Origin of the sequence: Moraxella sp. DOX410 (genome assembly GCF_032248735.1) — a bacterium.
Classification (GTDB): Bacteria; Pseudomonadota; Gammaproteobacteria; order Pseudomonadales; family Moraxellaceae; genus Faucicola; species Faucicola tetraodonis.
Genome location: NZ_CP135138.1, coordinates 1405510 through 1425590 on the forward strand (window position 1 = coordinate 1405510; position 20081 = coordinate 1425590).

Here is a 20081-nt window from a genome sequence, read left to right on the forward strand (position 1 = left end):
ATTATAGTCCGATATGTACTAAGCATTTATTTGGGTTATTTTCAACAATTTGACAAAACTCAACTAATTGATAAAGTTGCGTTAAAACAGTGGATTTATCAAAAGTTTGAGTTTGGTTAAAACGGTTTAAATCAAATGTTTGGTTTGCATTTTCAAAAAGTACAATCCAAGCCAAAATTAACTTTTTAAAACTAGTAATTTGATTTGGATAAAGCGTATTCACACCTTCAAAATCTAATCCTTGATAAACTACGTCTTTCTCATCAACACTAAAATTAACCCATTCTAAACTATCGGCTAAATATCTAAGTAATTTATCATTAATATAAGTATAATGATTTTTTATTAGTAGTTTATTTTCCCATTCTTCATTTAATGGGTGCTCATATGCAAAAACTAAATTGGTAATATCGGTTATGAAGAATAGTTGAATTTCACTCATAAATAGTTTTTGTTTATTTCCACTCTGGCGAGCGTTTTTCAAGGAACGCATTGACGCCTTCTTGTTGGTTATCGCCATCAAATAACTTGATAAATAACTCACGTTCCTTTATCCAGTTAAAACTTGGTGGCTGATAACGTGCCGACATAATCAAGGTTTTACTCGACGCAATCGCATCGGGGGATTGCTTCGCCACTTTTTGAGCCAATTCTAAAGCCGTTTCTAACCCTTTGCCACTTTCCACGACTTCTTCCACCAAACCAATTTGCAGCGCCTTATCTGCCTTGATACGCTCACCGCATAAAATCATACGTTTTGCCCAGCCTTCACCCACCAGCCACGGCAAGTTTTGCGTGCCGCCTGCACACGGCAACAAGCCAACAGATAGCTCAGGGAGTGCCATTTGGGCATGGCTCTCGGCAATGCGGATATCGCACGCCAATGCACACTCAAGCCCACCCCCCATCGCATAGCCGTTGATACAGGCAATCGACACGCCACGGAAATCCGATAACGCTTCAAACGCTTCTCCAAATGCCATCGCCATCTCCGCGGCTTGACCTTTGTCACCACTGGCAAAACTGTTTAAATCCGCCCCTGCGGAAAAAAACTTTTCGCCATCGCCATGCACCACCAAAGCGGTGACTTGTTTGTTGGCATTTAAGTCGCTAATGAGCTGCTTTAAACTGGCTAAGCTGTCCTTTGTCCAAGTGTGGGCAGGCGGATTATTGAGCGTCAAAACCGCAACGTGATTGTCGATTGTTAATTTTAAATTGGTGTAATTTGACATGGTAAATTCCTTTTAGAATGCCTTTAAATTCATTGCAATCTTGCCAACGCCCCATCTTCCATCATTTTGCGAGACACAATCATCCGCATCACTTCATTGGTGCCTTCTAGGATTTGATGCACGCGCAAATCGCGCACATGACGCTCTAGGGGATATTCTTGTAGATAACCGTAGCCCCCGTGTAGCTGTAGCGCTTGGTTGGCGATATCAAAACTCAAATCCGTGGCAAGGCGTTTTGCCATCGCACAATACGCCGTGGCATCGGGCGATTTGCTATCCAAATGATACGCCGCCAATCGCACCATCTGCCGAGCCGACACCAAATGGGTGAGCATATCGGCAAGTTTAAACTGCACGTTTTGGAATTGGTCAAGGGTTTTGCCAAACTGACTACGCTCCTGTACATACTGCACGGCACGGTCAAGGGCGGCTTGAGCCGTACCCACCGCACAAGTAGCGATATTGATACGCCCACCATCCAAGCCTTTCATGGCAAAGGTAAATCCTTGCCCTTCTTCACCCAGTAGATTTTCGGCAGGGACTTTGACATCGGTAAAATGTACCGCGGCGGTCGGTTGGTTTTTCCAGCCCATTTTATGTTCATTTTTGCCGTAGCTGATGCCATCGCTGTTGGCATCGACGATAAAGGCAGACACGCCTTTTGCCCCATTGTCCGAGGTGCGCGCCATCACCACAAGCACATCGGTCGCCCCTGCCCCAGAGATAAACATTTTTTGCCCAGTAATGTGGTAATAGTCGCCTTGTTTGACCGCTTTGGTTTTTAATGAACCGGCATCTGAGCCAGCATTGGGCTCTGTCAAACAGTAGCTACCCAATTTTTCGCCCGCTAATAATTCAGGCAAGTATTTTTCGGCAACCTCGGGTTTGGCAAACTCGCCAATCATCCAAGCGACCATGTTATGAATGGTCATGAATGCGGCAGTTGAGGTATCGCCATACGCCAGTTTTTCAAAGATAATTGCCGCATCAAGGCGCGGCAAGCCCAGTCCGCCAAAATCAGGGTTGGTGTAAAGCCCCATAAAGCCCAGTTCACCGGCGGCTTTGAACACCTCTTTGGGAAAATAGCCTGTGGCATCCCATTCGGCAGCGTTGGGGGCAAGCGATTTGGCGGCAAATTGGGCAGCCAAATCAGCAAAAGCTTGTTGGTCTTCGGTAAGAGAAAAATTCATGGTAAATTCCTTTTTGTGGCTAAATTACATCCATGCCATCAGTCGTTGCCAAGCGTCGCTTTAACTTAATGCAAAATCGCGACGCTTGGCTATATTGGCTATAACGTTTTTAACCTGATAGCTCAATTCAATCAGTCTTAATCACGAAATATTAATTGTTAACGTCTATTTATTTTAATGAAATGGTAGTGTTCACCCCTTTACTGGCTTCATCATCAAACCAACGGGCGGTGACGGTTTTGGTTTGGGTATAAAACTGTACCGCTTGCTTGCCATAAGGACCTAAGTCACCCAACTTACTGGCGCGAGAACCGGTGAATGAAAACATCGGTAGTGGCACCGGAATGGGTAAATTAATACCGACTTGACCCACATCAATATCTTGTTGGAACTTGTGGGCTGCCGCACCTGACTGGGTAAAGATAGCCGTGCCATTACCGTTTGGATTGGCATTGATGATGGCAATCGCTTCATCTAGGCTATCGGCATACATGATGTCAAGCACCGGTCCAAAGATTTCTTCTTTGTAGCACGTCATATCGGTGGTGACGTTATCTAAAATAGTCGGTCCGACAAAATTACCGTTCTCAAAGCCTTCCACCTTGATACCACGACCATCGAGCAGGACTTGTGCCCCTTCATCTGCGCCCGCTTGGATTAAGCGCTCAACACGCGCTTTGGCCGCTTTTGAAATCACAGGTCCTAAGTCTTTGTCATCTTTACCCGCTGCCACCACCAATTTTTTGGCACGTTCCACGATGTCACCCACCCAGTTTTTGGCCTCCCCGACTAGAATCACCACGGATAACGCCATACAGCGCTGACCTGCTGCCCCAAATGCGGCACCGGCTAGTTGGTTAAGACATTGTTCTTTGTTGGCATCGGGTAAGATGACTGCGTGGTTTTTTGCCCCCATCATACATTGCACGCGTTTGCCTGCTTGGCTGGCGCGGTTATAGACGTGTGTACCAACTGCGGTTGAACCCACAAACGAGATGGCTTTAATATCTGGGTGGTCACAAATGGCATCAACGGTATCTTTACCGCCATGCACCACGTTTAACACGCCTTTTGGAATGCCCGCTTCGAGCGCCAATTCTACCAATCGCATGGTGACCATCGGGTTTTGTTCAGACGGTTTTAATACGAAGGTGTTACCGGTGGCGATTGCCATTGGGAACATCCAAAGTGGAATCATGGCGGGGAAGTTAAACGGGGTGATACCCGCACAAACGCCAAGTGGTTGCTGGATATTATACATATCAACGCCAGTCGCCACGTTCTCGATAAACGCGCCTTGCTGCAGGTTGCCAATGCCTGAGGCGTGTTCGACGACTTCAAGACCACGGAACACATCGCCTTTGGCATCGGCTAGGGTTTTGCCTTGTTCTTCGGTGAGCATGGCGGCAAGCTCGTCCATGTTGTCACGAATCAGTTGTTGGTATTTTAAGAAAATGCGCGAGCGCGTGTTGATTGGGGTTTTGCGCCAGGTTTTGAACGCTTCTGCCGCCGCCGCGACAGCTTGGTTGATTTCATCGGGAGTAGTTTGGGGTACTTTGGCAATCACTTGTTGGGTGGCTGGGTTGCTCAGGTCAATCCATTGCTCGGTAGTTGATTCGACAAATTCGCCGTTGATGAGTTGTTTTACAGTTTGGGTGGTCATCGTAACAATCCTTGTTTTACCGTGTTGGGTGTATGGCGTTTGATAGCGTTAACGCGTTGCAAAACAGTGTGAATCAGTTGGGGGGTACTGTCAATAATACTTAATTACTTAAGTATTTTTTCTGGAGTGGTTTTGCTAGAGTAGTTTTGCTGCGCAGCTGTCATAGGGTTAATGACAATAATCTTTGAGGCTAGCTCACCTTTGCTGCGGGCGCCCAGTTTTTTCATTAAGTTGGCTTTATGTACCTCAATGGTTCTGGGGGATAAACCAAGTGACTTACCAATCTCTTTACAGGTATAGCCATTGACCATATACTGCGCAATTTGGGCTTCACGTGCGGTGAGCTGCGATTCGGACGATACTTGCGGTTTTTTTTCAAAATGCCAAATTGCCAGTTTGAACGGGTCATCTGGGGTTAAGGTGCGTCCGTGGGTGGTTGCCCAAAATATCTCCCCTGTTTTGTGACGCATAAAGCGCTCATCGCAGTAATACATATTGGTCTGTAATCCCAAACCTGTTAATGCTTCTTTGCCAATTTTTTCAAAATCTTCGACACTGGGAAACAATTTTTGCATCGATTGATTGAGTAGCTCATCGTGCGCATAACCGAACAAATTGGCAAAGGCATCGTTGAGCGCTTTGATACGCCGATAGCTTAATACCACTATCGGCGTGGGCGCGTGCTTAAAAGCCAGTAAGGCATAATTTTCCATCACAATCACCCCTGATTTTTAAGCCCTGACAACTTATTGGTGGATAACTTATCGATTGCCATTAATAATCCGCCATCGCTTGTCTGACCGCCTCAATCGCGGTTGGGTCATCCAGCGTACTCATGTCGCCTGTTTCTTTGCCTTCCGCCAGTGCCTTGATAGAGCGGCGTAAGATTTTGCCTGAGCGGGTTTTGGGTAAAGCCTTGGGAAAATAAATAGCCGCAGGTTTAGCAAGGGCGCCCAACTGTCTTGCGACTTCACCCACGATTTGCTGCTCAATGCGGAAACGGTTTTCGGTTTCTGCTACTAAGTCATGATTTTTTAGAATACAAAAGGCAATGGGTAGCTCACCTTTAAGCTCGTCATGGATGCCAACAACCGCCGATTCGGCGACTTCGGGGTGATGACCGATGGCCTCCTCGATTTCCTTGGTACCCAAACGGTGACCTGCCACATTGATAACATCATCGGTTCGCCCTAGAATATAGTAGTAGCCGTATTCATCCATTACGGCATAGTCTGATGTTGCGTATTGTTTGCCATCGAGTAGTGAAAAATAGCCATTGATAAAACGCTCGTCATTTCGCCAAACGGTGGCCAAACAACCGGGTGGTAAAGGTGCGGCTAACACCAGCATGCCTTTTTCATTGGCTTGGCAAGGTGCGCCTGTGGTTTCATTGATGACTTTGGCGTCATATCCAAACATCGGATAGCCGGGTGTGCCTTGTTTGTGCGGCTTGTGGTCGGGATTGTCTGCAAATTTTGGGGCATGGCTTAGGATGGGCCAGCCCGATTCAGTTTGCCAATAGTGGTCAATGATTGGCACGCCCATGTGACCTGTTAGCCACTGTGCCGTTGGCTCATCGAGTGGCTCACCTGCCAAGAAGAATGATTTTAGACTTGAGATATCGTGACGGCTCATCCACATTTCGTCTTGTTTACGTAGCATCCGCACGCCTGTCGGTGCGGTTAACAAAATATTGACTTTATTGGCTTCGACAATTCGCCACCAAATCCCCGGGTTTGGCGTGGTTGGCAAGCCTTCATATATGATACTGGTCATGCCGGTCAGTAAAGGGGCATAGATGCTAAACGAGTGCCCGACTGCCCAACCGATATCCGAAATCGCCCAAAACGTCTCGCCCGCTTTACCGTTATAGACAAAATCCATCGCGGTGGCTAGGGCTACCGCATGACCGCCTGTATCGCGCTGTACGCCTTTGGGTGTGCCTGTCGTGCCCGAGGTATATAATAGATACGATGGCGCATTGGACTCTAGCCAAACACAATCGACTTTGGCATTGTTATCGGCACTTATCGCCCGCTCGGTGGCATAGTCAATGTCCTGTGGCTCTGCTGTGTATGGCATAATGCCACGGTCAATCACCAGCACATTGGTTTTGACTTTGGCTTCTTCAACTGCTTTATTGACCAAGTTTTTATAATTAATGAGCTTGCCGCCGCGCAGCCCTGCATCGACCGTAATCACCATTTTCGCTTCGGCATCATCCATCCGTACGGCAAGGTTATGCGAGGCAAATCCGCCAAATACCACCGAATGAATCGCCCCGATACGCACACAAGCCAGCATGGCATACGCCGCTTCCAAAATCATCGGCATATAGATGACAACACGGTCACCTTTGTCGATGCCATGACGTTTTAGCACATCGGCAAAATAGTTTACTTCTTTGTATAAATCGTTGTAAGTTAAACGGCGTTTGGCATAGTCGGTATACAGTTCAACAGGGTTGCCGAGTGCCTTAAAAGCTTTCTGAATATTGGGGTAATTATCAATCATTTCAGCATTGATTTCGGTAGAGACCCACACAAAGGCATCTTGCTCTGCCCGGTTTTCAAGGTGGCGATCGACCATGTTGTAACACAAATTGGTTTCGCCACCGACAAACCATTTGGCAAAGGGCAGCTTACTATCATCTAAAATTTGGGTAGGTTGTTGATGCCAATAGATTCGCTTGGCTTGCTCGCCCCAGAAGGCTTGTTTGTCGTTGATGGATTGATTGTATAAGTCAGAGAAATTCATTGGCTGTCCTTAGCTAGAATCTTAACGGATGGTGAAAGTCGCTTGCAGGTTTGGTTTTTAGAGGTTGGCAAAATATCTTATTGCTTAGCAAAGCCTATCATTGCATTCATTCTTTGAATTCACTCCTTGAATTCATTTTATAAACTCAAATGATACGTTTTGTATCGTTTTGAATATAGCAAATAGACTTGCTAACGTCAAGCCTTGCCAAAATAATTTTAGCGCTGTTTATATTTCGGATTTTTAACGATTAGTATTTCTTATAGTGATAATAGTTTGTGCTAACATAATTGTCCTGTTACACTTTTTAGACTAAAGCAAATAAGGGAAAAGTCATGAGCCAGACCAACGCCAACCCAGCTGAAAATGAAAAAAGCCTTGCACCGCCTCACGTTTTAAGCTTAACCCCTTTAAACTCGCATCCGTCAAATACGGCACTTGTTGAGCTTATCGACAATGATAAAGACTCTCCTTTGCTAGCGGACACCCAGTTACTTAGCCGCGTGCTGATAACGGTCGTTGAGCAGCAAACCTCAGAACCGGTCAAACAAACCATTAATAAACTGTTAAATGGCGAAGACCCCCAGCAGACTATTCAAGCCATTTTGCCAACGCTCAACCATCAACAGCGCAAGAATCTCATTCGGGCTTGCGGCTTATTTGCGCAAGTGTTTAACATCGCCGAAGACATGCACCATGAGCGCCGCCGCCTTGCCCACGAACAAGACGAATCTGCCTCAAAAAGTAGTTTTGCCCATGTGATTGATGAATTAAAAGCCCAAGGGATTGACAGCGATGAGTTGCAAGCACAGCTTGATGATACCTTTATCAGTGCGGTATTGACCGCGCATCCGACCGAAGTACAGCGTCAAACGATTTTATCACTGCGCCGTCAAATCCGTGCTTTACTTGAGGAATACCACACTGCGATTGGCTACCAACGTCATCGTATCGAGCAGCAACTAGAAGCCACGTTATTGTCGCAGTGGCAAACCAATGAAACCCGCCATTTTAAAATTACTGTCAAAGATGAAATCGACAATGGCATTGCCTATTTTGATTTAAGTTTTTTTGAAGCCTTGCCAAGTCTGTATCGTAAATTAGATTATCAGTTAAAAGAGCGTTTCCCCGACACTGACATGCCAAACTTACTTAATATCGGTGGTTGGATTGGTGGCGACCGTGACGGCAATCCGTTTGTGTCAGCCGATACCCTTCGCTATGCGTTCAAACGCCAAGCGGCAACGGTGTTTTACTTTTATCGTGACCAACTGGGCAAGCTGTACCAAGAGTTGCCGCTATCTATCCGCCATGTGAAAGTGAGCGATGCGGTACTGGCACTCTCCGAGCAATCCAAAGAAGATAATATCTCTAGAGAAGAAGAGCCTTATCGCCGCGCCATCGGGTTTATCTCGTCACGTTTAGTCGCTACCTCGCATACGTTTGATTTGTCTTACGGTTGTCGCTTTGGACTTAGTGAGCCCTACGCTGATTGTGACGAGTTTTTAGATGATTTGTACGTTGTTTATCAGTCATTGGTGGATAATGGCAGTGAGTTACTGGCTAATGAACGACTCACCGATATCATCCGCGCCGTGGAAGTATTTGGGTTTTATCTGATGCCATTGGACTTGCGCCAATTCTCAGGGATTCATGCCGAAACCGTCCATGATTTGTTCAAACATGCCGATTTAGAAGATTATCTTTCTTTGTCTGAATCCGCGCGTCAACGTGTGCTGCTGCGTGAATTGGCAACTGCGCGTCCTTTATACAACCCCTATATCACTTATGAGCCACAAACCCAGCGCGAGCTAGAGATTTTTCAAGCCGCAGCCGATATCAAAAATCGCTTTGGTGACAAAGCGATTACCCAAAGTATTATCTCCAATGCTGAACAAGTGAGTGATTTGTTGGCATTGGCGTTGTTATTGAAAGAATCAGGGCTATTATTGGTCAAAGATGGCGTACCCGTGAGCCGTATCAATATCGTACCTTTGTTTGAAACCATTGAGGCGCTGCAAAACAGTACCCGCATCATGAGTGAATTGCTGGATAAACCTTGGTACAAATCGGTGCTAGCCAGTCGTGACAATCTGCAAGAGATTATGCTCGGTTATTCAGACAGTAACAAAGATGGTGGTTATGTCACCAGTCAATGGTCGCTATACCAAGCCGAAATTCAGCTAGTCGAAATGGCAGAAAAATATGCCATTCAACTGCGTTTATTCCATGGTCGTGGCGGTAGCGTGGGTCGTGGTGGTGGTCCGTCATTTGAAGCGATTTTGGCACAACCAGAAGGCTCAGTGGATGGTCAAATCCGCATTACCGAGCAAGGGGAAGTTATTACCGCAAAATATGCCGATGCGGGCAACGCGGAACGCAACCTTGAGACGCTGATTGCCGCAACGCTCAAAGCGAGCCTATTGCCAAGCCATAGCGAAAGCCCTGATAGTGACCTAATGAATCAATTATCGCATGAAGCCTTTAATTGCTACCGCGCGCTTATCACTCAGCCGTATTTTATTGACTATTTCTTGCAGACAAGTTTGGTCAAAGAAATTGCCAGTTTAAATATTGGCTCACGTCCTGCTAGCCGCAAGTCTTTGGCGCGTATTCAAGATTTGCGCGCGATTCCTTGGGTATTTTCTTGGATGCAAAATCGCTTGATGCTGCCAGCGTGGTATGGCTTTGGCACCGCAGTCGAAAAACTGATTGCAGATAACCCAGAAAACTTAGCAAAACTGCAACACAACGCCCAACATAGCGCCTTTATGCAAGCCATGTTATCAAATATGGCACAGGTGATGGCAAAAACCGATATCGAAATCGCCCAAGCCTATGTTGAGCTTGCCAACGATGCCACTGAAGCCAACGCTATTTTTGCTCTCATTACTGCAGAATATCACCGCAGCCTTAAAGCCTTGCTGACACTGACCAATAAAGAAACACTACTGGATGACAACCGTACATTGGCACGCTCACTTGCGCTACGCCTGCCGTATTTGAATGCGTTGAACTGGTTGCAAGTCGCCTTACTAAAACAACTTCGCGAAGCGACTGCTGATGAAGCGACTACTGATGAAAGGTCTACCACTGAAACCACCAATGAAGCGACGAGCGATAATGAAACGTCTTATACCGCAGCGCTTAACTTGGTTCATTTAACTATCAATGGTATTGCCCAAGGCTTAAGAAATACTGGTTAGTAAGTGTTCAAAACAGCCTTAAATTACTTATTTTAAAAAATCGCTGGTTGAGTACTGGCGATTTTTTTATTGATGACAATTAACCCAAATAAACCTTATCAAAATCCAAATGGTGTACCCATTCTCGTAATAGCAATACCTTTGCATAAAACGCTAGGTCATTGGGCATAGCAGGCAAATCTTGCAGCGAGCGATAGCCCGCCAGCACTGCAAAAGCTTTTTCTAGTATCTCAGCCCGAATATAGCCGCCATTGTCATCTTGCTCAAACGCTAGCAAGCGTAAATCCTCTGCCCCTATCACCTTTAATAATTCATCTTTGGGCAATCTGGGTTTTAGCGGTGAAAAAGCATCTTCTATGCGCATAATTGCCGTTTCCCATGCCAATTCGGTGGGTGGCAATGCGTACAATGTCTCTGCAATTACTTTTAGCGTAAGCCCAATGTCCCATAGGTTATCTTGCAACGTTACACTGATATGGTCAGGATTTACTGTTAACACTAACATAGCACGCCTTTTTGTGATTTTGATTCATTATAACTGGATTGTGATTAAATAGCTTGATTGTCATTAAAATGTGCTCGTCTAACCGGTGGATTTGATTTTATAAAAAAAACCCTTATCTAATAACCACATAAATAAGGGGATAGCCATGTCAGAAATTCAATTTAATGCCAACTTAAAAAAAGCCGAAAACGCTGAGCCACTGACTGAGCAGCAATTAGAAGCACTGGCACAAAAACGCGCCTATTTGCAGGATCAGGCTGAAGACATCATTGCGATTGCACAATTACAAAATAATTCTGCGCTTAACTGTTTACACAAAATTAATGTCCTAGGCGGTACTTCAGAAAAAGCTTACAGAGCCGTAAATACCCGTATCATAACCGACCAAGACCCACATGGCGCTTATCATGCGGTGGCAATGGCACAGTCAACCTCGGATTTGCCGTTTGATGTGCCTACCCTCGTAGATATTGTCATTGAGCAAGGTGAGCCAGCATTACAACTGCGGTTGTTAAAACTATTTGATAGTCAGCCGATTGCTGCCGAGCCGATTCCAAAAATTCGTGACAGTATCAATCAATTAGGCGACAAAGCGGTGATTGCACAGCTTAATCAGCATTTGTTAAATCGCCAGTGATACAAAAACAATAAAGGTTAGGAACGCTCCTAACCTTTTTTTATTGATAGATGATTTGACTTTAACAATTAGGGACATTTAAAGGTGATGGTATATTCGTAATCATCATCGCGGGCAAGGGTTTTTTTGCTACCAAACACGCTGCCAATCATGCCTATAGCTTGGTCAGCCGCGCGTCCCATGTTTTCATCCAATACGCCATTATACTGGTAGCTATCGGTCAACACGATGGGCGATTTTCCGCGGCACTGCTGGGTTGCGATATGTAACGCATTTACTTTGGCGATATTTTTGCTTTTGCCTAACCCAGTGGTTTCTAGGGTGTTGTTCGCGCGCTGTAGCACGGGTAAATTAGTGGGTGTGCTTTGACAAGCAGATAAGCTCACTGCTGCGACTAGCGCGATAGTTGTGATTTTTAATGGGGTGATGTTTAATAAAGACGATTTGAGCGATGATTTCATGATCTGCAGGCTGTCCCTTTTCAATAGCGGTGTTAAGTTTTTCATCATGTTAAAGTTCTCATCAATTATCAACAATACAGGCAAACTCACCATGTCAATAATAGAATTTGGTTGATTGCTTGTATTAGTGTGTGGTAAAAATTAAGCCGCCGCAAGTGGTCTTACAAATCATAAAATCCGCGCAACAATTGGCTGCTTTGTTGATTTTCAAACTAGCTATTTTGGGTGAAATTGGTTAGCATGATGGGTGGTTTTTTTAACGTTTTTTGCTTAGATTAGGACGATTATGCGCTCACCTGCCCACTCACAATCAACCCATTCGCAATTAATAGATGCCCCTTGCGGCAAGCTTGAAGTTGACGCGCTTTGGCAAGCTGACTCAACGGGCGCTGCCAACCCAAATGCCGCGTCAGTTGAGCGTGTTGCCATTCTTTGTCACCCAAACCCATTGCAAGAAGGCACGATGATGAATAAAGTGGTGACCACCATGTATCGTTTTGCCCGCGACCAAAACATGCATGTGGTACGCTTTAATTTTCGCGGTGTGGGTCAGTCAACGGGCGAATACGGCAATGTGACAGGTGAAATCGAAGACGCCTTAACCGTACTTCAATGGATTCATAGCCAAACCGAGGCGCGCAAGCTATGGATTGGCGGATTTTCGTTTGGCGGATTTGTCGCTGCCAAACTTGCTCAGCTTGTCAATGAACAAGGCGCATTTTTGGGCGTGGATGATTTTGACATCACGGATTTGGCCTTGATTGCCCCTTCTATTGAAAAAAACGACACCTCAGATTTGCTACTGCCCACCGCACAAACCTTTATGATTTATGGCGCGAATGATGAAGTGATTGCGCCAAGCTCGCTACAACAATTTGGGGAAAACTTTGGTATTCAAACGCACATCATTGACGATACAGGGCACTTTTTTCATGGTAAATTAGGGGAATTAAAACAGCTGCTTGAAGCGTTAAGTAGCAAATAACGCAGTTTTTATTTTATCCTTAGTTTCTGATTTGTGTTTTTGATGGGTGTTTTTGATTCAAATTTTTGCTGTATTTGACATCGTGCGCTATTTGGCACTTTAATGCCGTCAATTTAATACCCCTACGTCAAAGCACGTTGAAATGGAATTTTGACAACTTTTTAATTTACGCTGAGAGACAACATGCCTCACTCAAATTTACGACCCTTACAACGCTATGAGCTTGCGCTAAAATCTGGTGAGTTTAGCGAAGATGCACAGCAGCGGGCTGCGATGACTTATTTGGACAATGTCTATGAACAAATCATGGACAATCGCGCCAAACAACGTGGGCTATTTAGCTTTTTAAGACGTACTGAGCCGCCCAAAGGGCTATATATGTGGGGCGGCGTGGGTCGTGGTAAGACTTGGATGATGGATATGTTTTTTGAGTCGGTGCCCGCCGACAACAAAATGCGCCAGCACTTTCATCACTTTATGAAACGGGTGCACGCCGAGCTCAACAAGCTACAAGGTCAACCAGACCCGCTACAGAAAGTCGCCGATATCATCCATAATGAAGCGGATGTGATTTGTTTTGATGAATTTTTTGTCTCCAATGTCTCCGATGCGATGATTTTGGGTGATTTGTTTACCATGCTATTTAAAAAAGGCATCACCTTGGTTGCCACATCAAATATCGCGCCAAATGGCTTGTATAAAAATGGTATTCACCGTGACCGTTTTTTACCTGCCATTGCCGAAGTTGAAAAAAATTGTACGGTCATGAATATTGACAGTGGCATCGACTACCGTCTGCGCGTATTGCAGCAAGCCGAACTTTACGTGTCTCCGTTGACCAAAGAAAACATCCACTGGCTTGCCAACCGCTTTACCGCGCTAAGCAACAACCAACACATTATACAAGACCCCATTCATATCAATGGTCGTGATATCGCCATCAAAGGTCGCACCGAAAACACCTTGTACATTGATTTTCGGGCATTATGTATGCAGCCGCGCTCAGCCAGCGACTTTATTGAAATTGCTAATGAGTTTAGCACGGTGCTGGTGGATGATGTGCCCATACTCAACGATATTATCGCTGACCCGACAAGGCGCTTTATTTACCTCGTCGATGAGTTTTATGATCGCCGCGTCAAGCTTTTGGTACGTGCAGAACAGCCAATTTTACAACTGTATGATGGGCAAAAATTGGCGTTTGAAATTGAGCGCACACGGTCACGTTTGCTTGAGATGCAATCAGAAGAATATCTCAAAGCGGAACATCGTTTGGATGAGATAAAAAAAGAAGATATGACCATTTAAATAATCCAAAGACTTAAATTGTTATGCAGGTGAGTGGCTTTTACGATGTATATTCCCAAAGATTTTTCCCAAACCGATTTTGAAGCCAAATTTAAACTTAGCCAAAATAAAAACTTGGCTAATCAGCAAGGCGTGATTGGCGGTTTGACACAACTGCAATCAGCTTCAGCGGATAATATGGCAACGCTAATCAATCACACCTTTAAGGAATAAAAATGACAAATTCAGAAATTTTAGACTTTATCAAATCGCGCCGTTCAATCGGCAATCTTGTCGCCCCTGCGCCCAACCGCGAGCAAGTCGAACAAGCGATTGAAGTGGCGCTATCTGCCCCCGATCACAAGGATTTAAACCCGTACCGTTTTATTGTGCTTGAAAACCAAGCGCTCAACAACTTAGGCACGGCATTAAAAAATACCGCGATGGCACAAGGTGAAACTGATGAGAAAACCCTCACCAAAGCCGAAAATATGCCGCTACGTGCGCCGATGATTATCGCGTGTGTGACCAATTTTAAACCCCATGATAAAGTCCCCCATTGGGAACAAATAGCGGCAAGTAGTTGTGCGGTGCAAAATCTCCTGCTTGCCTTGTCGGCACAAGGGTTTGCCACCGTATGGCGCACCGGTCCACTTGCCAATGCGCCTGCAATCAAACAACTGTTTAATGTAACCGCTGATAACCAAGTCATTGCTTTTGTCTATGTTGGCACAGCCGTGTCGACCATCCCGCCGCGTTCTAAGATAGACGTCACACCATTTATTGTTTATGATAATGGCACAAACTAACGGCTAAACTAGCCTTTTTTATATTTTGCTCATGTAAAGGGTGCCCTGTTGTCAGTATTTGCAGGACAAGTGGATTCAAGGATTTTCAATGAAAAAACCCCAGTTAGCAACCAATCTAAGTGAAAATTTAGAAAAGCTGAATGTCAATCGTGAAAAAGCCAGCAAGCTGTTTGCCGACGTCATTGAAAAAGCGGTCAAAAAGTCCAAACCTGACACCACAGCGCTATTAGAGAAAGACTTAGACATAGAGACAGACTTAGGCAATCAGCTCGCCAACGAGCCTGCGCCCCTCAAAATTGCCGTGTTGGGCGGTGGTAGTTTTGGTACGGCAATGGCAAATTTATCGTCCAAAAATGGCTGCGACGTCACGCTTTGGGTACGCGATAAGCGCAGCGTCAAAGCGATGCAAAAAACCCATATCAACAAAAAATATTTGCCGGACCATAAGCTAGATGAGCGCCTGCAATTTACCCATGATTTGCAAGCAGCCGTCAAAGGCAAAGATTTGATTTTTGTGGCAGTGCCGAGCTCAGCGTTTCGCGAAACCTTACAAAAAATTGCGCCTTTTATTAGCGCTCAAGCCATCGTGTCTTTAACCAAAGGTATGGAAAAAGATACCTTTGCGCTAATGAGTGATGTAATCGCGGATGAATTACCCAATGTGGCTTTTGGCGTGATGAGCGGTCCCAATCTCGCCAAAGAAATCATGAATAATATGCCGTCTGCCACCGTGATTGCCAGCCAATCTGCAGCGCTACGGCTTGCCGTGCAGACAGCACTGCACAGTGCGTTTTTTCGCGTGTTTGCCAGTGATGATTTAATTGGCGTGGAGCTTGGCGGTGCGCTCAAAAATATTTATGCCATCGCCATGGGCATGGCGGCTGCCTATGACATCGGAGAAAACACCAAAGCCATGATTTTAACCCGCGCATTGGCTGAGATGAGCCGATTTGGCGTCCAAGCCGGGGCTAATCCGCTGACCTTTTTGGGGTTGTCGGGCGTGGGTGATTTGTATGCAACTTGCTCATCGACCTTAAGCCGTAACTACCAGATTGGTAATATGCTTGGGCGTGGCATGAGCCTTGACCAAGCCATCAAAAAACTGGGGCAAACCGCTGAAGGGATTAATACTATCCAGCAGGTGAATGAAAAAGCCATGAAAGAGGGTATTTATATGCCGATTACTCATGCCTTGCACGATATTATCTATGAAGACAAAGCGCCGCTTGGGGTTGCGTTAAACTTGATGGAAGCAGGATTTAGAAGTGATGTGGAATTTGTCATGCCGCATCAAATGCAGCCAAAGCATAACTGACAAACATAACTTTAAATATTTTTAGGTAAATACATGCAATTAATTTTAGTTCGTCATGGCGATGCAGGCGCTTATACCCTGCCAGACCATGAAAGAAATTTATCAGCACTGGGTCAAGCCCAAGCTTCACAGACCGCAAAGTGGCTTGCCGAAAACTTTGAGCCCGATCATTTTATCGTCAGTCCTTACAACCGCGCCCAGCAAACCCTTGCGCAAATCCAGCAATTTTTTCCCCATGTGCCTGTGACCACGTATGAGGGCATCACCCCTGATAACGATGCAGACATCGCCGTGGATGCGCTAGGCGAATTGGTTGGCGACTGCATGGTGGTGGTTTGTCATATGAATATCATTGCTAAAATCGCCCATATTCTCACGGATGAACCCCTAGAGGGTTTTGCGCTGGCTGAAGCGCGTGTATATGATATGGGTATATTGGCACCGAGTCTTGCCGCTGAGATCAAACGCTTTGTTCCCACCTGTTAGGTGATTTAATTTGTCAATTTTGTGTAGGACACTTCTGTGATTCATATTTGGTTGCCAACTCAGCATGCTGCCTTACGTTTATGGCAACAAACCACCCAGACTTGGCAAACGGCTGACAATTGGCAAACGCTTGCGACCCTTGCCAACCTACAAACCACGCAATCAGCCAAGCTGCAAGCCTGTCTCTATTTTCCTAGTGTCAATTTATTAACCATCCAGCCTACGCTTACAGCAAGCCAGCTCAACGCTCTGGGCGACACCGGCAGACGCTATTTATTTGAAGATATCAGCATTGGGTCAGTAGATGATTTACAAGTCAAAATCCAGCCGGCGGTCAGCAATAGCGAGTTACCTGCATTATTTGGGCTTCATGCTGCCGATATTCATTCATGGATCAATGCTGCCTCGTTGGCGGGTATTGAGATAATCGCTTTACTGCCAGATTTTTTATTGCTGCCGACCATAGATACTAGAATTGATACTAGCATAAATACGAGGGATACAGAGACGAGAGCCACGCCTATCACAAGCGCGGTGTATTACCAAGATGCAGATACCCAGTTATTAAAACTACATACTTATCACGGCATGGCAGTTAGTTTTTTACCGTTGGTACTCACCAAATTACCCATGCTAGAAACGCTATATTTAACGGGTTTTCACGATAAAACCGTTGCCCAGCAACTAGCCAGTATGCCTAATCTATCCATAGAATCGTCTGAGTTGCTGCCTATCCCAATCAAAGACCCGGTCAGACATTTTTTTAACTTTGCCACAATCAAAGGTAAAACCACGCTTGCGCCTTATGCCAAAGTCATCGCCTTAGTCACTGTTTGTGCGCTGCTGACAGCCTTTGTGGTCGATGCGCTTCGTTGGTATTATTATAACCAAGCACAAAAACAAGCCGCCACCTTGCTAGCTCAGCAATATGCCCAGTGGTTTCCCAATGAGCCGCTTAGTAGCAAACTTACGCTACAACGACAGTTATCTGGCAAATTAACCACCCAACAATCAGCCACGCCAAGCGTACTTCAGACATTGTCGTCGATACAGCCGGTATTGCAGCAATACCAACTGACTGCCAAGCAGCTTAATTTTCAAAATAATCACTTACAACTGCAGCTTTTATCATCAAGCGCCGACTCGTTAAACAAAGCCGTCAATGACATGGTAAACAAAGGGATTAAAGCCAAGCTAGGGTCTGTCGATGCTGCGATGCCCGCTGCGATGTCTTCCAATACTGCCAGTGCGGTTTCCAGTGCAGGGGCGCCAACTTCTGCTGGCAGTGCCCTTGCCATGATAGATATTGAATTGGCAGACTAAACCTACGACTGAGATGAATTTATGAAACCGCACGCCTCACTGAGCCAATCCCTGCAAAAACTAACCACGCCTTTGGGTCATGCCTTTCAAAATTTATCACGTCGTGATCAGATTGCGCTGCTGATATTGGCAATGTTCTTGCTTTTTTTTGTGGTCGGTGTCGGTGGTTGGACGCTACACAGCAAAGCCAACCTGGCACAAAAAAAATACGATGACACCATGGCAGATGTGTTTTGGCTACGCAGTCAAGCAGGCAACATCAATCCCAACCAAACCCAACAAGTCAATCAAGCCGATGCTATCAAACAAATACTCACCCAATCAGGTATTATCAATGCGCAAGTGGTCGAGAATGGCAGTACTATCCAAGTTGCTTTTAGTCACGCGCAGGCCAGCGTAATCACCAATATATTTAATCAGTTTCAACAACAAGGTATTCGCATCCAGCAACTACAAATCAACCAGCCAGACCTCGATAAGCTTGAAGTACAATCTGTCTTATCTATTAACTAATAGTAAAAGTAAGTAATAGTAAGACCATAAAAAACGATGCACTTGGCATCGTTGTTTTGGCGCATGGGGGCGCATTGGGTGATTATTTTTGCACCCACTGACGAATTTTATCACGCTCTGCTGGCGTGGCTCTCAACCATAACTGCATAAATTGATCGAGATTATCCGATGAACTGACTGTTGTCACAGGTTGATTGCCAGATTGATTACTAGGTTGATTGATAGCGGGAATCGCGCCCCCTGATTGTCCTAAGGCATTGATGGTTTGCTGATTGGCTTCAACCGCTTTTGAGCTACCACCAAACACACCGCCTAACGCATTACCCAACCCACTAAAAATGCTTGAACTGCTGCTGGATGTGGCTTGCTGACTTGCAATAACTTGCTTGCCTTGCAGCACCGCTAGTGTGGGTTGTTTGACATATTCTTTGGCGGCATTATAGTCCTCTGGTTGACCTAGCATATCCAAAACATACGTTTGATTGTCGGCAAGCTCTACTGGAACGCTAATATTGCTTGAACGTAACACATCGTGATTGTCACCGCGCAGCTCGTACAACCGATTGTACTTGGCAGTAATCACATGTTTGCCTGGCTCAAGTTTGTAGGTTTTTTGCGGTTTTGAAAGCAAGCCGTTTTTGACTTCTTGACCATTAATGGCAGTCACCACGGTATTATCAGCAACATTCAAGGTGACTTGGGCAAATGTTTGTGTGGTTGCGAACACGCCCGCAGTCAACACGGCAGCCGTCCATAAGTACTGTTTATTCATAGGATATCCTGTTGTTTTACATCAAACTGTTGATGGATTCTAACCCATTTATCACGCAATTCCTATGACAAACCCGGTCAAAAATCTAAAAAATTTTCATTTTCTGCAATTTCATCAAAATCCGCCAATTCAAAATTGAGCGTTAAATTATCAATGATATTCATCGCATCTTGAATTTTGGCTTTGCTCACTTTGTTTAATGGGGTGCGTTCCATGTTGGAAAATAATGGCTGCAATTCGTTTAACACTGCCAACATCGCGCCGATGCGGTGTGGACCTTCGTTGAGCAAATAGTCAATAATGCGCGGGTCAAAGTGCCAATGACGACGGCGTAATACCGATTCCAAAATCAGCTGTCTATCAAGCCTATCACTGCCCGTTGGCAACTGAAAAGTTGCGGCTCGCGCAAGCCTTGATAGCAAATCTCGCAGCTCAAAATTTAACGCCTTGACTGGCAACCGACTGGCAAAAATAATTTTATTACCGTATTCTTGCGATAAATTAATCAGATGAAAAACTGCTTCTTGCCATTCAGGATGACCTTGAATTGCATCCATATCATCAAGCGCAATCACTGTGGTATTCTCTAGCGATGACAACACCATGGCATCCATATTGGCGTTTATGAGCTCACGCAGCGACAGATAAATAACAGATTGGTCGATATCACGGAAGGATTCGCAGATAGCGTTGAGTAGATGGGTTTTACCTGTATCGCGCTCGCCGTATAGATATAGCTGCGTCAATAGCCCTACATGCATTTGGCGCACCACATCGATGATGGATACCCAGCCTGGACCACTAAAGTCACTGATACTCGCGGACTGCTTGATATTTAAGTTTAGACTTAATTGTTCCGACATTCATGCACTCGCAATCGGTAAGATATCGCTTTTTGAAAATAAATCATAAACCACTGTACATATAACACATAGTGCTG

At 45.3% G+C, this 20081-nt stretch carries 20 protein-coding genes; 10 read left to right on the top strand and 10 right to left on the bottom strand.

The window, feature by feature from the left end:
* Position 1 precedes the first annotated feature (1 nt).
* The 6 genes from RNZ41_RS06225 to RNZ41_RS06250 all read right to left on the bottom strand — a co-directional run bounded on the left by RNZ41_RS06225 (position 2) and on the right by RNZ41_RS06250 (position 6842).
* Entirely contained in the window at positions 2-493 is a 492-nt protein-coding gene (locus RNZ41_RS06225) for a hypothetical protein (protein WP_314026843.1), read from the bottom strand.
* A complete protein-coding gene (locus tag RNZ41_RS06230) occupies positions 456-1232 on the bottom strand; it encodes an enoyl-CoA hydratase (protein ID WP_314026844.1) in 777 nt (258 codons plus the stop codon). The genes RNZ41_RS06225 and RNZ41_RS06230 overlap by 38 nt, the downstream gene beginning before the upstream one ends.
* A 29-nt stretch (positions 1233-1261) precedes the next feature.
* Entirely contained in the window at positions 1262-2422 is a 1161-nt protein-coding gene (locus tag RNZ41_RS06235) for an acyl-CoA dehydrogenase family protein (protein WP_007116828.1), read from the bottom strand.
* A 169-nt stretch (positions 2423-2591) separates the two neighbouring features.
* Entirely contained in the window at positions 2592-4085 is a 1494-nt protein-coding gene (locus RNZ41_RS06240) for a CoA-acylating methylmalonate-semialdehyde dehydrogenase (protein WP_248105843.1), read from the bottom strand.
* 104 nt (positions 4086-4189) lie between these two features.
* Complete coding sequence (locus RNZ41_RS06245; protein ID WP_314026845.1) at positions 4190-4798, bottom strand: LuxR C-terminal-related transcriptional regulator; 609 nt, start codon at positions 4796-4798, stop codon at positions 4190-4192.
* A 61-nt stretch (positions 4799-4859) separates the two neighbouring features.
* Positions 4860-6842 carry a propionate--CoA ligase gene (locus RNZ41_RS06250; protein WP_314026846.1) on the bottom strand — a complete coding sequence of 661 codons (1983 nt, stop codon included), beginning with the start codon at positions 6840-6842 and terminating at the stop codon, positions 4860-4862.
* A gap of 335 nt (positions 6843-7177) precedes the next feature.
* Between RNZ41_RS06250 and ppc the strand changes: the two genes are divergently transcribed.
* Positions 7178-10048 carry a phosphoenolpyruvate carboxylase gene (ppc, locus tag RNZ41_RS06255; RefSeq protein ID WP_314026847.1) on the top strand — a complete coding sequence of 957 codons (2871 nt, stop codon included), beginning with the start codon at positions 7178-7180 and terminating at the stop codon, positions 10046-10048.
* A 79-nt stretch (positions 10049-10127) separates the two neighbouring features.
* On the opposite strand, the gene RNZ41_RS06260 is transcribed toward ppc, so the two are convergent.
* Positions 10128-10553 carry a hypothetical protein gene (locus tag RNZ41_RS06260; protein WP_314026848.1) on the bottom strand — a complete coding sequence of 142 codons (426 nt, stop codon included), beginning with the start codon at positions 10551-10553 and terminating at the stop codon, positions 10128-10130.
* A 145-nt stretch (positions 10554-10698) separates the two neighbouring features.
* Between RNZ41_RS06260 and RNZ41_RS06265 the strand changes: the two genes are divergently transcribed.
* On the top strand, positions 10699-11190 hold the full coding sequence (locus RNZ41_RS06265; RefSeq protein WP_314026849.1) for a hypothetical protein: 492 nt from the start codon (positions 10699-10701) through the stop codon (positions 11188-11190).
* Positions 11191-11258: 68 nt separating this feature from the next.
* Here RNZ41_RS06265 and RNZ41_RS06270 read toward each other — a convergent pair whose 3' ends face one another.
* On the bottom strand, positions 11259-11651 hold the full coding sequence (locus RNZ41_RS06270; RefSeq protein ID WP_314026850.1) for a hypothetical protein: 393 nt from the start codon (positions 11649-11651) through the stop codon (positions 11259-11261).
* A 286-nt stretch (positions 11652-11937) separates the two neighbouring features.
* Between RNZ41_RS06270 and RNZ41_RS06275 the strand changes: the two genes are divergently transcribed.
* The 8 genes from RNZ41_RS06275 to gspM all read left to right on the top strand — a co-directional run bounded on the left by RNZ41_RS06275 (position 11938) and on the right by gspM (position 18369).
* A complete protein-coding gene (locus RNZ41_RS06275) occupies positions 11938-12636 on the top strand; it encodes an alpha/beta hydrolase (RefSeq protein WP_314026851.1) in 699 nt (232 codons plus the stop codon).
* Between the two features lie 183 nt (positions 12637-12819).
* The gene (gene zapE / locus RNZ41_RS06280) at positions 12820-13944 is read left to right on the top strand and encodes a cell division protein ZapE (RefSeq protein ID WP_314026852.1); all 1125 of its coding nucleotides are present in this window, start codon (positions 12820-12822) and stop codon (positions 13942-13944) included.
* Positions 13945-13989: 45 nt separating this feature from the next.
* Positions 13990-14157, top strand: a complete 168-nt coding sequence (locus RNZ41_RS06285; protein WP_314026853.1) for a hypothetical protein — start codon at positions 13990-13992, stop codon at positions 14155-14157.
* A gap of 2 nt (positions 14158-14159) precedes the next feature.
* Positions 14160-14732, top strand: a complete 573-nt coding sequence (locus RNZ41_RS06290) for a nitroreductase family protein (protein WP_314026854.1) — start codon at positions 14160-14162, stop codon at positions 14730-14732.
* Positions 14733-14820: 88 nt separating this feature from the next.
* Complete coding sequence (locus RNZ41_RS06295) at positions 14821-16047, top strand: NAD(P)H-dependent glycerol-3-phosphate dehydrogenase (protein ID WP_314026856.1); 1227 nt, start codon at positions 14821-14823, stop codon at positions 16045-16047.
* Between the two features lie 33 nt (positions 16048-16080).
* The gene (gene sixA / locus RNZ41_RS06300; RefSeq protein ID WP_095355569.1) at positions 16081-16533 is read left to right on the top strand and encodes a phosphohistidine phosphatase SixA; all 453 of its coding nucleotides are present in this window, start codon (positions 16081-16083) and stop codon (positions 16531-16533) included.
* 36 nt (positions 16534-16569) lie between these two features.
* Positions 16570-17856 carry a type II secretion system protein GspL gene (gene gspL, locus RNZ41_RS06305; RefSeq protein ID WP_314026857.1) on the top strand — a complete coding sequence of 429 codons (1287 nt, stop codon included), beginning with the start codon at positions 16570-16572 and terminating at the stop codon, positions 17854-17856.
* Positions 17857-17877: 21 nt separating this feature from the next.
* Positions 17878-18369 carry a type II secretion system protein GspM gene (gene gspM / locus RNZ41_RS06310; RefSeq protein WP_314026858.1) on the top strand — a complete coding sequence of 164 codons (492 nt, stop codon included), beginning with the start codon at positions 17878-17880 and terminating at the stop codon, positions 18367-18369.
* An 82-nt stretch (positions 18370-18451) separates the two neighbouring features.
* On the opposite strand, the gene RNZ41_RS06315 is transcribed toward gspM, so the two are convergent.
* Together RNZ41_RS06315 and RNZ41_RS06320 are read right to left on the bottom strand one after the other, a co-directional pair.
* Positions 18452-19141, bottom strand: coding sequence for a DUF2057 family protein (locus RNZ41_RS06315; RefSeq protein WP_314026859.1), 690 nt, complete (start codon positions 19139-19141; stop codon positions 18452-18454).
* A 77-nt stretch (positions 19142-19218) separates the two neighbouring features.
* Positions 19219-20004, bottom strand: coding sequence for a DnaA ATPase domain-containing protein (locus RNZ41_RS06320; protein WP_065252535.1), 786 nt, complete (start codon positions 20002-20004; stop codon positions 19219-19221).
* Between the last annotated feature and the right edge of the window lie 77 nt (positions 20005-20081).

Excerpts from the sequence above, each read along its gene's own strand:
- RNZ41_RS06270 (WP_314026850.1), bottom strand. The coding sequence starts at position 11,651 with ATGAAATCATCGCTCAAATCGTCTTTATTAAACATCACCCCATTAAAA.
- RNZ41_RS06285 (WP_314026853.1), top strand. The coding sequence starts at position 13,990 with ATGTATATTCCCAAAGATTTTTCCCAAACCGATTTTGAAGCCAAATTT.
- ppc (WP_314026847.1), top strand. The coding sequence starts at position 7,178 with ATGAGCCAGACCAACGCCAACCCAGCTGAAAATGAAAAAAGCCTTGCA.
- RNZ41_RS06225 (WP_314026843.1), bottom strand. The coding sequence starts at position 493 with ATGCGTTCCTTGAAAAACGCTCGCCAGAGTGGAAATAAACAAAAACTA.
- zapE (WP_314026852.1), top strand. The coding sequence starts at position 12,820 with ATGCCTCACTCAAATTTACGACCCTTACAACGCTATGAGCTTGCGCTA.
- RNZ41_RS06275 (WP_314026851.1), top strand. The coding sequence starts at position 11,938 with ATGCGCTCACCTGCCCACTCACAATCAACCCATTCGCAATTAATAGAT.
- RNZ41_RS06245 (WP_314026845.1), bottom strand. The coding sequence starts at position 4,798 with ATGGAAAATTATGCCTTACTGGCTTTTAAGCACGCGCCCACGCCGATA.
- RNZ41_RS06235 (WP_007116828.1), bottom strand. The coding sequence starts at position 2,422 with ATGAATTTTTCTCTTACCGAAGACCAACAAGCTTTTGCTGATTTGGCT.
- sixA (WP_095355569.1), top strand. The coding sequence starts at position 16,081 with ATGCAATTAATTTTAGTTCGTCATGGCGATGCAGGCGCTTATACCCTG.
- RNZ41_RS06315 (WP_314026859.1), bottom strand. The coding sequence starts at position 19,141 with ATGAATAAACAGTACTTATGGACGGCTGCCGTGTTGACTGCGGGCGTG.
- RNZ41_RS06265 (WP_314026849.1), top strand. The coding sequence starts at position 10,699 with ATGTCAGAAATTCAATTTAATGCCAACTTAAAAAAAGCCGAAAACGCT.
- RNZ41_RS06260 (WP_314026848.1), bottom strand. The coding sequence starts at position 10,553 with ATGTTAGTGTTAACAGTAAATCCTGACCATATCAGTGTAACGTTGCAA.
- RNZ41_RS06230 (WP_314026844.1), bottom strand. The coding sequence starts at position 1,232 with ATGTCAAATTACACCAATTTAAAATTAACAATCGACAATCACGTTGCG.
- RNZ41_RS06320 (WP_065252535.1), bottom strand. The coding sequence starts at position 20,004 with ATGTCGGAACAATTAAGTCTAAACTTAAATATCAAGCAGTCCGCGAGT.
- RNZ41_RS06295 (WP_314026856.1), top strand. The coding sequence starts at position 14,821 with ATGAAAAAACCCCAGTTAGCAACCAATCTAAGTGAAAATTTAGAAAAG.
- RNZ41_RS06240 (WP_248105843.1), bottom strand. The coding sequence starts at position 4,085 with ATGACCACCCAAACTGTAAAACAACTCATCAACGGCGAATTTGTCGAA.
- RNZ41_RS06290 (WP_314026854.1), top strand. The coding sequence starts at position 14,160 with ATGACAAATTCAGAAATTTTAGACTTTATCAAATCGCGCCGTTCAATC.
- gspM (WP_314026858.1), top strand. The coding sequence starts at position 17,878 with ATGAAACCGCACGCCTCACTGAGCCAATCCCTGCAAAAACTAACCACG.
- RNZ41_RS06250 (WP_314026846.1), bottom strand. The coding sequence starts at position 6,842 with ATGAATTTCTCTGACTTATACAATCAATCCATCAACGACAAACAAGCC.